General features: G+C 65.8%; 11 protein-coding genes. 6 read left to right on the top strand and 5 right to left on the bottom strand.

Annotation, left to right across the window (positions count from 1 at the left end):
* Window positions 1-3 precede the first annotated feature (3 nt).
* The 3 genes from ACIPZ8_RS17045 to ACIPZ8_RS17055 form a co-directional block, all read right to left on the bottom strand.
* Window positions 4-936, bottom strand: coding sequence for a rhodanese-related sulfurtransferase (locus ACIPZ8_RS17045; protein WP_400725395.1), 933 nt, complete (start codon window positions 934-936; stop codon window positions 4-6).
* Window positions 937-1,141: 205 nt separating this feature from the next.
* Window positions 1,142-1,438, bottom strand: coding sequence for a BolA family protein (locus ACIPZ8_RS17050; protein WP_400725398.1), 297 nt, complete (start codon window positions 1,436-1,438; stop codon window positions 1,142-1,144).
* Between the two features lie 10 nt (window positions 1,439-1,448).
* On the bottom strand, window positions 1,449-1,973 hold the full coding sequence (locus tag ACIPZ8_RS17055; RefSeq protein ID WP_027918170.1) for a DUF2059 domain-containing protein: 525 nt from the start codon (window positions 1,971-1,973) through the stop codon (window positions 1,449-1,451).
* A gap of 154 nt (window positions 1,974-2,127) precedes the next feature.
* On the opposite strand from ACIPZ8_RS17055, the gene ACIPZ8_RS17060 reads away from it, so the two are divergent.
* The gene (locus ACIPZ8_RS17060; RefSeq protein WP_400725401.1) at window positions 2,128-3,522 is read left to right on the top strand and encodes a class II fumarate hydratase; all 1,395 of its coding nucleotides are present in this window, start codon (window positions 2,128-2,130) and stop codon (window positions 3,520-3,522) included.
* A 71-nt stretch (window positions 3,523-3,593) separates the two neighbouring features.
* Here the strand turns inward: ACIPZ8_RS17060 and ACIPZ8_RS17065 are convergent, their stop codons facing one another.
* Window positions 3,594-4,547, bottom strand: coding sequence for a DMT family transporter (locus ACIPZ8_RS17065; protein WP_400725404.1), 954 nt, complete (start codon window positions 4,545-4,547; stop codon window positions 3,594-3,596).
* Between the two features lie 117 nt (window positions 4,548-4,664).
* Complete coding sequence (pap, locus tag ACIPZ8_RS17070; protein ID WP_400725406.1) at window positions 4,665-6,158, bottom strand: polyphosphate:AMP phosphotransferase; 1,494 nt, start codon at window positions 6,156-6,158, stop codon at window positions 4,665-4,667.
* A 106-nt stretch (window positions 6,159-6,264) separates the two neighbouring features.
* Between pap and mnmC the strand changes: the two genes are divergently transcribed.
* The 5 genes from mnmC (at window position 6,265) to ACIPZ8_RS17095 (ending at window position 13,438) form a co-directional block, all read left to right on the top strand.
* Window positions 6,265-8,232 carry a bifunctional tRNA (5-methylaminomethyl-2-thiouridine)(34)-methyltransferase MnmD/FAD-dependent 5-carboxymethylaminomethyl-2-thiouridine(34) oxidoreductase MnmC gene (gene mnmC / locus ACIPZ8_RS17075; RefSeq protein WP_400725409.1) on the top strand — a complete coding sequence of 656 codons (1,968 nt, stop codon included), beginning with the start codon at window positions 6,265-6,267 and terminating at the stop codon, window positions 8,230-8,232.
* Between the two features lie 169 nt (window positions 8,233-8,401).
* Window positions 8,402-10,189: an N-acetylglutaminylglutamine amidotransferase gene (locus ACIPZ8_RS17080; RefSeq protein ID WP_400725412.1), complete on the top strand. Its 1,788-nt coding sequence runs from the start codon at window positions 8,402-8,404 to the stop codon at window positions 10,187-10,189.
* Between the two features lie 3 nt (window positions 10,190-10,192).
* Window positions 10,193-11,938 (top strand): N-acetylglutaminylglutamine synthetase, encoded by a 1,746-nt coding sequence (gene ngg, locus ACIPZ8_RS17085; protein WP_400725415.1) that lies wholly within the window; start codon window positions 10,193-10,195, stop codon window positions 11,936-11,938.
* Between the two features lie 32 nt (window positions 11,939-11,970).
* Complete coding sequence (locus tag ACIPZ8_RS17090) at window positions 11,971-13,155, top strand: osmoprotectant NAGGN system M42 family peptidase (RefSeq protein ID WP_400725418.1); 1,185 nt, start codon at window positions 11,971-11,973, stop codon at window positions 13,153-13,155.
* Window positions 13,156-13,210: 55 nt separating this feature from the next.
* Complete coding sequence (locus ACIPZ8_RS17095; protein WP_003252629.1) at window positions 13,211-13,438, top strand: YheU family protein; 228 nt, start codon at window positions 13,211-13,213, stop codon at window positions 13,436-13,438.
* The last annotated feature ends 11 nt before the right edge of the window (window positions 13,439-13,449 follow it).

Genomic DNA, 13,449 nt, shown 5'->3' on the forward strand with positions numbered 1-13,449 from the left:
GGCTCAAGCCTCGGCTTTGTAGTTGTAACCAATCGGGTGCGGCTGGTTGCGGGCCTTGGCCAGCTCGATCTGCTTCTGCCGGTCGATGGCGCTGCGCCGGGTCTTCTCGCTCAGGGTGTCCCAGCAGTGCGGGCAGCTCACGCCTGGCGAATAGTGCTCGGACTCGCGGTCCTTGGCATCGACCGGATGGCGGCAGGCATGGCACTGGTCGTACTCGCCTTCGCTCAGGTCGTGGCGCACCGTGACACGGTTGTCGAAGACGAAGCAGTCGCCGTCCCAGAGGCTTTCTTCCTGAGGCACTTCCTCGAAGTACTTCAGGACACCCCCCTTAAGATGATAGACCTCCTCGAAGCCTTCACCGAGCATGTAGCTGGAAGCTTTTTCGCAACGGATGCCGCCGGTGCAGAACATCGCAACCTTCTTGTGCTTGCTCGGGTCGAAGTTGGCCTTGATGTACTCGGGGAACTCGCGGAAGGTCTCGGTCTTCGGGTCGATGGCGCCCTTGAAGGTACCGATGGCCACTTCGTAGTCGTTGCGGGTGTCGATCAGCAGCACTTCCGGGTCGCTGATCAGGGCGTTCCAGTCCTTGGGCTCGACATAGGTGCCGACGGCCTGGTTCGGGTCGACACCCGGCACGCCGAGGGTGACGATCTCTTTCTTGAGCTTGACCTTGGTGCGGTAGAACGGCTGCTCGTCGCAGTAGGACTCTTTGTGATCGACATCCACCAGGCGCGGGTCGCTGCGCAGCCAGGCGAGCAGGCCGTCAATGCCTTCGCGGGTCGCCGAAACGGTGCCGTTGATGCCTTCGTGGGCCAGCAGCAGGGTGCCTTTGACGCCGTTGTCGAGCATGGCCTTGAGCAGTGGCTCACGCAGTTCGACGTAGTCTTCCAGGGTGACGAACTTGTACAGCGCCGCCACGACGATAGCTTGGGACATTCAGGTGGATCTCCAGGTGGTTGCCCTCGTAAGGGGCGGACCGGGTTTGACTTAAAAGAGCATGGGGGCGCCTTGCGCCCCTTTCGCGACACAAGGCCGCTCCTACAGGGGAATGCGAATTCCTGTAGGAGCGGCCTTGTGTCGCGAAAGGGCCGCAAAGCGGCCCCCGGATTTTGCAGGATTGTACCAGAACGACAGAAAGGATTCAGTGCCCGCCGCCAGCACACACCGGCGAGGCCGGTGCCACGCCCACCTTGGCCCACTCCTCGGCCGTGTAGGTGTGGATCGCCAGGGCGTGGATCTCGCCCATCAGCTCAGCCATGGTGGCGTAGACCTTCTGGTGGCGCTTGACGCTGTTGAGCCCGGCAAACTGCTCGCTGACGATCACTGCCTTGTAGTGGGTTTCCTGGCCACGGCTGTGCATGTGGCTTTCGTTGAGCACTTCAAGGTGTTGCGGGGCCAGCGCGGCCAGTTGCTGCTCGATGCGTTGCTGCATGCTCATCGGCTATGACTCACTTCTTGGCCGGGGCGGCGGCCTTGCCTGCGTTCGGGTCCAGCTCCTTGGTCATGTCGTCGAGCAGCTTGTTGACCACCGGTACAGCCGGTTCCAGGCTGGTCTGGGTCAGCTGGGCCGACTGCTGGGTGACCTTGGGCATTTCACGCAGGACTTTCTTGCCCAGCGGCGACTCGTAGAACTTGACCAGGTCCTTGAGCTCCTGCTCGGTGAAGGTCTGGGTGTACAGGTCGACCATCTTCGGCTTCAGCTTGTTCCAGCCGATGGCGTTGTCCAGCGCGGCGTTGGCCTTGGCCTGGTAGCTCTCGAGCACCGGCTGCTTGGAGGCCGGGGCCTTGGTCTGGGCGAAACGCTGGGCGAACATCTGCTGGACCTGCATGTACACCGGGGTGCCCAGCTTGTCGGCATTGGCCAGGGTCAGGAATTTCTCGGCGGCAGCATTGTGGCTGGCGGTGGCAGCGAGTACCTGGCCGCTGGCACAGGCCAGGGCGACGGCAGCACAGAGGACACGGAGACGGGTCATTGCATTTCCTTCAGGAGGGGGAGGCGGTACCTCAGAGTAGAGCATTCTGCTCCCGTCGGGGCGCAGCGCTCAAGTGGCACGACGAGCGAATGAACCGCTCGATCGCATGAGGGCCTAAACTGCTGATTCTGACTGACAAAGGAGTGAACGCAGCATGAGCCGTATCGAGACAGACAGCCTGGGCCCGGTCGAAGTTCCTGAGGACGCCTACTGGGGCGCACAGACCCAGCGCTCGCTGATCAACTTTGCCATCGGCAAGGAACGCATGCCGCTCGCGGTGCTGCACGCCCTGGCACTCATCAAGAAAGCCGCTGCGCGGGTCAACGACCGCAACGGCGACCTGCCCGCCGACATCGCCCGCCTGATCGAACAGGCCGCCGACGAAGTGCTCGATGGCGAGCACGACGACCAGTTCCCGCTGGTGGTGTGGCAGACCGGCAGCGGCACCCAGAGCAACATGAACGTCAACGAGGTGATCGCCGGGCGCGCCAACGAGCTGGCCGGCAAGGGCCGCGGCGGCAAGGCGCCGGTACACCCCAACGATCACGTCAACCGCTCGCAGAGCTCCAACGACTGCTTCCCCACTGCCATGCACATCGCCGCCGCACAGGCCGTGCACGACCAGCTGCTACCGGCGATAGCCGAGCTGTCGGCCGGGCTGGCCGAGCTGTCGGCGCGCCACGGCAAGCTGGTCAAGACCGGCCGCACGCACATGATGGACGCCACACCGATCACCTTTGGCCAGGAGGTGTCGGCCTTCGTCGCCCAGCTCGACTACGCCCAGCGCGCTATCCGCGCCAGCTTGCCGGCGGTGTGCGAGCTGGCCCAGGGCGGTACGGCCGTGGGCACCGGGCTGAACGCCCCGCATGGCTTTGCCGAGGCCGTGGCTGCCGAGCTCGCCGCCCTTTCCGGCCTGCCCTTCATCACTGCCCCCAACAAGTTCGCCGCCCTCGCCGGCCATGAGCCGCTGACCAGTCTGGCCGGCGCCCTGAAGACCCTGGCGGTGGCGCTGATGAAGATCGCCAACGACCTGCGCCTGCTCGGCTCCGGCCCGCGCGCGGGGCTGGCCGAGGTACGCCTGCCGGCCAACGAGCCGGGCAGCTCGATCATGCCGGGCAAGGTCAACCCGACCCAGTGCGAGGCACTGTCGATGCTGGCCTGCCAGGTATTGGGCAACGACGCGGCGATCGGCTTTGCCGCCAGTCAGGGGCACCTGCAGTTGAACGTGTTCAAGCCGGTGATCATCCACAACCTGCTGCAGTCGATCGAACTGCTGGCCGATGGCTGCCGCAACTTCCAGCAGCACTGCGTGGCCGGGATCGAGCCGGATGCGCAGCAGATGGCGGCGCACCTGGAGCGCGGCCTGATGCTGGTAACGGCGCTGAACCCGCACATTGGCTATGACAAGGCGGCGGAGATTGCCAAGAAAGCCTACAGCGAGGGCAAGACCTTGCGCGAAGCGGCGCTGGAGTTGAAATACCTGACCAATGAGCAGTTCGACCAGTGGGTGAGGCCGGAGAACATGCTGGCGCCGGGTGGAAAGGGCTGAATCATTAGTAGCCTGCACCGGCCTCTTCACGGGCAAGCCCGCGAAGAGGCCGGTGCAGGCTACCCTTCAACTCAAGCCAACCGCGCCCTTCTGGCCCGCCACCCCGCCACCAGCGAAGGCCCCAGGGCGACCAGGGTCGACCCCGCCACTACCGTCACCGCCCCGACATAGCCCAGGGTGTTGATGTCCTCGGCCTGCACATACTCCGGCCATACCACGGCCGCCAGCGCCACCGCGACAAAGGTCACCAGCGGCGTCAGCGCCAGCGTGGCACTCACCCGCGACGCCTCCCAATGCGCCAGCGCCTCGGCAAACGCGCCATACGCCACCAGAGTGTTCAGGCAACAGGCCAGCAGCAGCCAACCCTGCACCGGCGTCAACTGCAGCGCCTCCAGCGGATGCACCCAAGGCGTCAGCAGCGCCGCGCAGCTCAGGTAGATGACCATCATCACCTGCTGCGAATGCCACACCGTCAGCAGCTGCTTCTGGCTCAAGGCATAGAACACCCAGATACTGGTGGCCAGCAGGACGGTCAGCACACCCGTGGTATAGGCCCCCAGCGAAGTCAGCAGCTCTTCCAGGCGCTGGTTGAAGAACAGGCCGAAACCGCCCAGCAGCACCAGCAAGCCGATGCCCTGCCCCAGGCTGAAACGCTCCTTGAACACGAACACGCTGGCCACCAGCAACAGCACCGGGCCGATCTGCACCACCAGCTGGGCGGTGCCGGGGCTCAGCAGGTTCAGGCCGATCAGGTACAACGCGTAGTTGCCCATCAGCCCGAACACGGCCACCCCTATCAGGGCTTTGCCCTTGGGCGCCAGCTGGCGCAGCGAGGGCAGGCGCCGCTGGGCCGCCAGCCAGGCGCACAGCAGGCCGCCGGAGACCAGCAGGCGGTACCAGGTAACGGTCAGCGGGTCGACCACCTGCAGCACCTGCTTGAGTTTGATCGGCAGGATGCCCCAGAGCAGCGCGGTCAGCAGTGCCAGGAACAGGCCGTAGCCCCAACGGCCGGAAGTTGTGTGCATACAGTCCTCGAATTGGCCCGTGGTGGGGGTAACCGAATTCTAAGGGCTTGGCGCACCGGGCCGGAGGAAAATGCCGGGAAATAAATTCATCGTGTCATTCCCCGGCGGCATGCCTGGCTATTTCTTGTCCTTGGCGAAGGCCGCCTCCAGGGCTTCGTTGATCGTGCGCAGCACCTTCACCCGCGCCCAGCGCTTGTCGTTGGCTTCGACCAGCGTCCAGGGTGCGATCTCGGTGCTGGTGCGGTCGACCATGTCGCCCACGGCCTGGGTGTATTCGTCCCACTTCTCGCGGTTGCGCCAGTCGTCTTCGGTGATCTTGTAGCGTTTGAACGGGATCTGCTCGCGCTCTTCAAAACGCTCCAGCTGGGTCTGCTGGTCGATCGCCAGCCAGAACTTGACCAGCACCACGCCGGCATTCGCCAACTGCTCCTCGAAATCGTTGATCTCGCCGTAGGCGCGCATCCAGTCGGCCGGTGTGCAGAAACCCTCCACCCGCTCCACCAGCACCCGGCCGTACCAGGAGCGGTCGAAGATAGTGAACTTGCCGCGCGCCGGGATATGCCGCCAGAACCGCCACAGGTATGGCTGCGCACGTTCTTCCTCGGTAGGCGCGGCAATCGGCACGATACGGTACTGGCGCGGATCCAGCGCTGCCGCCACGCGGCGGATGGCACCACCCTTGCCGGCGGCGTCGTTGCCTTCGAACACCGCCACCAGGGCATGTCGGCGCATGCGTTTGTCACGCAGCAGGACGGCCAGGCGCGCCTGCTCGGAGACCAGTTGCTCCTGATAGTCGGATTTGTCCAGGCGCAAGGTCATGTCCAGCGCACCGATCAGGCTGCGTTGGTCGATGCTGCGGCCCAGTGGCGCGACGTTGCCCTGATGCTTGCCTTTGGGGTTGTTGGCCAGTGCTGCCTGCAGGCTTTCCAGCAGGATGCGGCCCACCGCGAGGCTGCGGTAATTGGGATCGACGCCCTCGACAATATGCCATGGTGCGTAGTCGCGGCTGGTGCGGCGCAGCACGCGCTCGCCAAAGCGCACGAAACGGTCATAGGTTTCCGACTGCTGCCAGTCCAGCGGGCTGATCTTCCAGCTGTGCAACGGGTCGTCCTTGAGCGACTTCAGGCGCGCCTTCATCTGCTTCTTGGACAGGTGGAACCAGAACTTGATGATCAGCGCGCCTTCGTCGCAGAGCATCTGTTCGAGCCGTTCGGCACCGGTGATCGCCTGGTCGAGCACGGCGTCCTTGAACACCCCGTGCACCCGCCCCTGGAGCATCTGGCTGTACCAGTTGCCAAAGAACACGCCCATCCGCCCTTTTGGCGGCAGCGCCCGCCAGTAGCGCCAGGCCGGTGGCCGGGCCAGTTCCTCGTCGGTCTGCTGGTCGAAGGTGAGCACGTCGATCATGCGCGGGTCCATCCACTCGTTGAGCAGCTTGACCGTTTCGCCCTTGCCGGCGCCTTCGACGCCATTGATCAGCACGATCACCGGGAAACGCGCCTGCTGCTTGAGTTCGTACTGGGCCTCCAGCAGCGCCTCGCGCAGGGCGGGGACTTCTGCGTCGTAGGTTTCCTTGTCGATGCTGTGACCGATTTCCGCGGATTCGAACATGCACTGGCTCCTTCATTGGATAAGCAAGACTAGCGGATTTGCAGAGTGCCTGTGCAAACCCGGCAGATGACATAAAATCCGCACATCCGCTGCAACCGAGCCAACCATGTCCACCCTCCTCCAGCATGCCCAGATCGACTGGGACGACCAGGGCCGCCCCCACTCGCGGCAGTACGACGACGTCTATTTCTCCAAGAATGAAGGCACCGACGAAACCCGCTACGTGTTCCTCGAGCAGACCCGCCTGGCGCAACGCTTCGCCGACCTGGCGCCACACGGCTGCCTGGTGATCGGCGAGACCGGCTTCGGCACCGGCATGAACTTCTTCTGCGCCTGGCAGCTGTTCGCCGAACAGGCCCATGCCGATGCGCGCCTGCACTTCATCAGTGTCGAGAAGTACCCGCTCGGCCATGACGACATGGCCCGCGCCGTGCGCCTGTGGCCCGAGATGGCGGCCTTCACCGAACCGTTCCTGGCGCAGTACGTGGCGGTACACCCAGGCTTCCAGCAGTTCAGCTTCGACAATGGCCGGGTCACCCTGACCCTGCTGATCGGTGACGTGCTGGATCAACTGCCGCAGCTCGACGCGCGGATCGACGTGTGGTTCCTCGACGGCTTTGCACCCGCAAAGAACCCCGACATGTGGACCCCCGAGCTGTTCGTGCAACTGGCACGGCTGGCCCACCCCGGTACTGCACTGGGCACCTTCACCACCACCGGCTGGGTACGCCGTGGCCTGATCGATGCCGGTTTCACCATGAAGAAGATCCCGGGCATCGGCAAGAAGTGGGAGGTGATGAGTGGCGAATACACCGGCCATTCATCGCCGCCCATCGCCGCGCCCTGGTATGCCCGCCCAGCCCCCGTGGCAGGCCCGCGCCAGGCACTGGTGATCGGCGCGGGCCTTGCGGGCAGCGCCAGTGCCGCCAGCCTGGCCGCACGCGGCTGGCAGGTGACGGTACTGGAGCGCCACGATGCCCCTGCCCGGGAAGCCTCGGGCAATCCGCAAGGGGTGCTGTACCTGAAGCTGTCCGCCCATGGCACCGCCCTGTCGCAGATGATCCTGTCAGGCTTCGGCTTCACCCGGCGCCAGCTCGAACGGTTGCAGCGTGGCCGCGACTGGGACGCTTGCGGCGTGCTGCAGCTGGCCTTCGACAGCAAGGAAGGCGAGCGCCAGGCCAAGCTTGCCGAGGCCTTCGACAGCAGCCTGCTGCGTGCACTGGAGCAGGCTGAAGCCGAGGCGGTTGCCGGGGTGGCGCTGCCGGCGGGCGGCCTGTTCTACCCGGAAGGTGGCTGGGTACATCCGCCTGCCTTGTGCCAGGCGCAGCTGCAGCATCCGGGCATTCGCGTTCAACTCCATCAGGACGTGGTCGAACTGCGTAAGGTCGATGGCCTGTGGCAGGCGTGGGATGGCGAGCGGCTGCTTGCCAGTGCGCCGCTGGTAGTGCTGGCCGGGGCCGCCGATGTGCGCCGTTTCGAGCCTTGCGCGCAGCTGCCGCTCAAGCGTATCCGTGGGCAGATCACCCGCCTGCCGGCCACCATTGCCAGCCGAGCATTGCGCACCGTGGTCTGTGCCGATGGCTACGTCGCACCGCCTCGGGAGGGTGAGCACACCCTGGGCGCCAGTTTCGATTTCCATAACGACGACCTGACGCCGACCGTAGCCGAGCACCAGGGCAACCTGGCATTGCTGGACGAGATTTCCGCCGACCTGGCCTTGCGTCTGGGGGCAGAGGCACTTGAGGCTGAGCAGTTGCAGGGCCGTGCGGCGTTCCGTTGCACCAGCCCCGACTACCTGCCGATAGTCGGGCCAGTGGCCGCCCCTGAGTTGTTTGCCGAGGCTTATGCCGTGCTCGGCAAGGATGCGCGGCAGGTGCCGGAGGTGGCGTGCCCGTGGCTGGAGGGGCTGTATGTGAACAGTGGGCATGGCTCGCGTGGGTTGATCACGGCACCGTTGAGTGGCGAGCTGATTGCTGCCTGGGCCAGTGGTGAGCCGTTGCCGTTGCCACGGGCAGTGGCCGAGGCCTGCCACCCGAACCGGTTCATGTTGCGCAGGATTATTCGCGGGAAGTGAGTGGGGCATGGGGCCGTATGGCGCTGCAAATTTAACTACATACACTGCAGGCCTCACCACTGCTTATAACAGATTGATCTAAAACTCCCACAAACCACCCAGGTCAGTTCCTTACAGGGTGCCCTAATCCGGGGCACTCATTCCCCAACGGAAAAACCGGTAAGGACCTATGTGCGGATTAGCAGGAGAGTTGCGTTTCACCCCCATCGACCAAGCCCCTCGCCCAGCCGACCTGGCTGCGGTAGAGCGCATCACCCACCACCTGGCGCCCCGCGGCCCCGACGCCTGGGGCTTCCATAGCCAGGGCCCGATCGCCCTCGGCCACCGCCGACTGAAGATCATGGACCTGTCCGACGGTTCGGCGCAGCCGATGGTCGACAACACCCTGGGCCTGTCGCTGGCCTTCAACGGCGCCATCTACAACTTCCCCGAACTGCGCCAGGAGCTGCAGGACCTGGGCTACAGCTTCTGGTCCGAAGGCGACACCGAAGTGTTGCTCAAGGGCTACCACGCCTGGGGCGCAGCCTTGCTGCCCAAGCTCAACGGCATGTTCGCCCTGGCCATCTGGGAGCGCGACAGCCAGCGCCTGTTCCTGGCCCGCGACCGCCTCGGCGTCAAGCCGCTGTACCTGTCGCGCAACGGCGAGCGCCTGCGCTTCGCCTCGACCCTGCCGGCGCTGCTCAAGGGTGGCGATATCGACCCGATGATCGACCCGGTGGCGCTCAACCACTACCTCAACTTCCATGCCGTGGTGCCCGCACCGCGCACCTTGCTGGCCAATGTACAGAAGCTGGAGCCCGGCACCTGGATGCGCGTCGACCGTCACGGCGAAGTCGAGCGCCAGACCTGGTGGAAACTGAAGTACGGCCCCAACCCGGACGAGCGCGACCTCGACCTGGAAGGCTGGACCACCCGCGTGCTCGACGCCACCCGCGATGCCGTGGCGATCCGTCAGCGCGCCGCCGTGGACGTCGGTGTGCTGCTGTCTGGCGGTGTCGACTCCAGCCTGCTGGTCGGCCTGCTGCGCGACGTCGGCGTGGACGACCTGTCGACCTTCTCCATTGGTTTCGAGGATGCCGGGGGCGAACGCGGTGACGAATTCCAGTATTCCGACCTGATCGCCAAACATTACGGCACCCGCCACCACCAGCTGCGCATCGCCGAACACGAGATCATCGAGCAGCTGCCGGCCGCCTTCCGCGCCATGAGCGAGCCGATGGTCAGCCACGACTGCATCGCCTTCTACCTGTTGTCGCGGGAGGTGGCCAAGCATTGCAAGGGCGTACAGAGCGGCCAGGGCGCCGACGAGCTGTTCGCCGGCTACCACTGGTACCCGAAGGTGGACGGCGCCGACGATGCCTTCGCCGCCTACCGTGATGCCTTCTTCGACCGCAGCCACGACGAGTATCGCGACACGGTCCAGGCCCCTTGGCTGCTGGAAACCGACGCCGCCGGCGATTTCGTCCGCGAGCACTTCGCCCGCCCCGGCGCTGCCGATGCCGTGGACAAGGCCTTGCGCCTGGACAGCACGGTGATGCTGGTCGACGACCCGGTCAAACGGGTCGACAACATGACCATGGCCTGGGGCCTGGAGGCGCGCACGCCGTTCCTCGACTACCGCCTGGTCGAACTGTCGGCGCGCATTCCAGCCCGCTTCAAGCTCCCCGACGGTGGCAAGCAAGTGCTCAAGCAAGCCGCACGCCGGGTCATTCCGCATGAGGTGATCGACCGCAAGAAGGGCTACTTCCCGGTGCCCGGCCTCAAGCACCTGGAAGGCGCGACCCTGGGTTGGGTGCGCGACCTGCTGACCGACCCGAGCCAGGACCGCGGCCTGTTCAACCCGGCGATGCTCGACCGCCTGCTGAGCAACCCGCACGGCCAGCTCACCCCGCTGCGCGGCTCCAAGCTGTGGCAACTGGCGGCCCTGAACCTGTGGCTCAGCGAACAAGGAATCTGACCGATGAAAGCCCACGAGATCGCATACGGTCAGCGCCTGCTGCGCGGCCAGGCGCCGTCCTACGAGCGCCTGCAGGCGCGCCTGGCCGGCGACGGCAGCGAGCCCCACGACCAGCCGCGGGCCTTGCACTGTGGCTGGGGGCGGCTGCTGATCGGCCACACCTACCCGGACCCCGCCAGCCTGGCCGCCGCGTTGCAGGACGAACGCCCCGGCGAGCGCGATATCGCCCTGTACGTGGCCGCCCCCCAGCAGCTGCTGGCCCAGGCACCGCAGCAGCTGTTCCTCGACCCCTCCGATACCTTGCGCCTGTGGTTCACCGACTACCGCCCGGCGCAGCGGGTGTTCCGTGGCTTCCGCGTGCGCCGGGCGCAGAACCCCGGCGACTGGCAGGCGATCAACACCCTGTACCAGGCCCGCGGCATGCTGCCGGTCGACCCCGACCTGGTCACCCCGCGCCACCTCGGTGGCCCGGTGTACTGGCTGGCCGAGGATGAAGACAGCGGCGCGGTGATCGGCAGTGTCATGGGCCTGAACCACAGCAAGGCGTTCGACGACCCCGAACACGGCAGCAGCCTGTGGTGCCTGGCCGTGGACCCGCAATGCACCCGCCCGGGCGTCGGTGAGGTGCTGGTGCGCCATCTGATCGAACACTTCATGAGCCGTGGCCTGGCGTATCTGGACCTGTCGGTGCTGCACGACAACCGCCAGGCCAAGCGCCTGTACGAGAAGCTCGGGTTCCGCAACCTGCCGACCTTTGCGGTCAAGCGCAGGAATGGCATCAACCAGCAGCTGTTCCTCGGTCCCGGCCCGGAAGCCAGCCTCAACCCCTACGCCCGCATCATTGTCGATGAGGCCTTGCGCCGTGGTATCGAGGTGCAAGTCGACGATGCGGCTGGCGGCCTGTTCACCCTCAGCCTCGGCGGCCGCCGCATTCGCTGTCGCGAGTCGCTGAGCGACCTGACCAGCGCGGTGACCATGACCCTGTGCCAGGACAAGCGCCTGACCCAGCATGCCCTGCACAACGCCGGGCTGCAGGTGCCGGCACAGCAGCTGGCCGGCAATGCCGACGACAACCTGGCGTTTCTCGACGAGCATGGCGTGGTGGTGGTCAAGCCGGTGGATGGCGAACAGGGCCAGGGCGTGGCGGTCAATCTCACCTGCATCGAGGAAGTGACCCAGGCCGTGGAAAACGCCCGCCGCTTCGACAGCCGCGTGCTGCTGGAGAGCTTTCATGCCGGCAGCGACCTGCGCATCCTGGTGATCGGCTATGAGGTGGTGGCAGCAGCGATTCGCCACCCGGCCCAGGTCATCGGTGACGGCAAGCACAACATCCGTCAGCTGATCGAGGCGCAGAGCCGTCGGCGCCAGGCGGCGACCGGTGGCGAAAGCCGCATCCCGCTGGACGACGAGACCGAGCGCACCCTGCACGGCGCAGGCCTGGGCTACGACGCTGTGCTGCCGGCCGGTCAGCGTCTGGCGGTGCGGCGCACGGCCAACCTGCATACCGGGGGCACCCTGGAAGACGTCACCGAGCGCCTGCACCCGGTGCTGGCCGATGCTGCCGTGCGCGCGGCGCGGGCGCTGGAAATCCCGGTGGTGGGCCTGGACTTCATGGTGCGCGATGCCGAGCACCCGGAGTACGTGATCATCGAAGCCAACGAGCGGGCCGGCCTGGCCAACCATGAACCGCAGCCTACGGCGGAGCGGTTTGTCGATTTGCTGTTCCCGCATAGCCGGCCCCTAGCGTGAATTCGCACCACCGCATTACCCAAGGAGTACCCATGACCGAACGACTCCCCGAACCCGACCTCGACTACATGAAGCGCGTCCTGCTGGAGATGCTCGCCATCCCCAGCCCGACCGGTTTCACCGACACCATCGTGCGCTACGTGGCCGAACGCCTGGACGAACTGGGCATCCCCTTCGAGCTGACCCGCCGCGGCACCATCCGCGCCACCCTCAAGGGCCGGCAGAGTTCGCCCGACCGCGCCGTCTCGGCCCACCTCGACACCATCGGCGCCAGCGTGCGCCAGTTGCAGGACAACGGCCGCCTGGCCCTGGCCCCGGTGGGCTGCTGGTCGAGCCGCTTCGCCGAGGGTAGCCGGGTCAGTGTGTTCACTGACACTGGCGTGTTCCGCGGCAGCGTGCTGCCGCTGATGGCCAGCGGGCACGCGTTCAACACCGCGATCGACCAGATGCCGATCAGCTGGGAACACGTCGAGGTGCGCCTGGATGCCTACTGCACCACCCGCGCCGACTGTGAAGCGCTGGGCATTGCCATCGGTGATTTCGTCGCCTTCGACCCGCTGCCGGAATTCACCGAAAGCGGCCACATCAGCGCCCGCCACCTGGACGACAAGGCCGGCGTGGCAGCCCTGCTGGCTGCCCTCAAGGCTGTGGTGGAAAGCGGCCGCCAACCGCTGATCGACTGCCACCCGCTGTTCACCATCACCGAAGAAACCGGCTCTGGCGCCGCCGCCGCCCTGCCCTGGGACGTCAGCGAGTTCGTCGGCATCGACATCGCCCCGGTTGCCCCTGGCCAGGCCTCCAGCGAGCATGCGGTGAGCGTGGCCATGCAAGACTCTTCCGGGCCCTACGACTACCACCTGTCACGCCACCTGCTGAAACTGGCCGGCGATCTGGATGTGCCGGTGCGCCGCGACCTGTTCCGTTACTACTTCAGCGATGCGCACTCGGCCGTGACGGCCGGGCATGACATCCGCACCGCGCTGGTGGCGTTCGGCTGCGATGCCACCCATGGCTACGAACGTACCCATATCGACAGCCTGGCCGCGCTCAGCCGCCTGCTCTCGGCCTACCTGCTCAGCCCACCGGTATTTGCCAGCGACTCGCAGCCGGCCAATGCCTCGCTCGAGCGCTTCAGCCACCAGCTGGAGCACGATGCGCAAATGGAGAGCGACACCCGGGTGCCGGCGGTGGACAGCCTGGTAGGAAACAAAAGCTGATGGCCATGGAATCGCGTAGCATGCAGGGATTCCTGAACAAGACTGTACGCTGCCCATGCTGATCCCCTACGACCAACTGCAAGCCGAAACCCTGACCCGCCTGATCGAGGACTTCGTCACCCGTGACGGCACCGACAACGGCGACGACACCCCGCTGGAGACCCGTGTATTGCGGGTGCGCCAGGCGTTGGCCAAAGGCCAGGCGTTCATCCTGTTCGACCTGGAGAGCCAGCAGTGCCAGTTGCTCGCCAAGCATGATGTGCCCCGCGAGCTGCTTGACTGATATCAACCTGC

It is taken from the genome of Pseudomonas sp. NPDC089422, assembly GCF_044749405.1.
In the GTDB taxonomy this organism is placed as follows: domain Bacteria; phylum Pseudomonadota; class Gammaproteobacteria; order Pseudomonadales; family Pseudomonadaceae; genus Aquipseudomonas.

Coding starts and splice junctions, on each gene's coding strand:
- ACIPZ8_RS17045 (WP_400725395.1), bottom strand. CDS start 936: ATGTCCCAAGCTATCGTCGTGGCGGCGCTGTACAAGTTCGTCACCCTG.
- ACIPZ8_RS17080 (WP_400725412.1), top strand. CDS start 8,402: ATGTGCGGATTAGCAGGAGAGTTGCGTTTCACCCCCATCGACCAAGCC.
- pap (WP_400725406.1), bottom strand. CDS start 6,158: ATGTTCGAATCCGCGGAAATCGGTCACAGCATCGACAAGGAAACCTAC.
- ACIPZ8_RS17095 (WP_003252629.1), top strand. CDS start 13,211: ATGCTGATCCCCTACGACCAACTGCAAGCCGAAACCCTGACCCGCCTG.
- ngg (WP_400725415.1), top strand. CDS start 10,193: ATGAAAGCCCACGAGATCGCATACGGTCAGCGCCTGCTGCGCGGCCAG.
- ACIPZ8_RS17050 (WP_400725398.1), bottom strand. CDS start 1,438: ATGAGCATGCAGCAACGCATCGAGCAGCAACTGGCCGCGCTGGCCCCG.
- ACIPZ8_RS17090 (WP_400725418.1), top strand. CDS start 11,971: ATGACCGAACGACTCCCCGAACCCGACCTCGACTACATGAAGCGCGTC.
- ACIPZ8_RS17060 (WP_400725401.1), top strand. CDS start 2,128: ATGAGCCGTATCGAGACAGACAGCCTGGGCCCGGTCGAAGTTCCTGAG.
- ACIPZ8_RS17055 (WP_027918170.1), bottom strand. CDS start 1,973: ATGACCCGTCTCCGTGTCCTCTGTGCTGCCGTCGCCCTGGCCTGTGCC.
- mnmC (WP_400725409.1), top strand. CDS start 6,265: ATGTCCACCCTCCTCCAGCATGCCCAGATCGACTGGGACGACCAGGGC.
- ACIPZ8_RS17065 (WP_400725404.1), bottom strand. CDS start 4,547: ATGCACACAACTTCCGGCCGTTGGGGCTACGGCCTGTTCCTGGCACTG.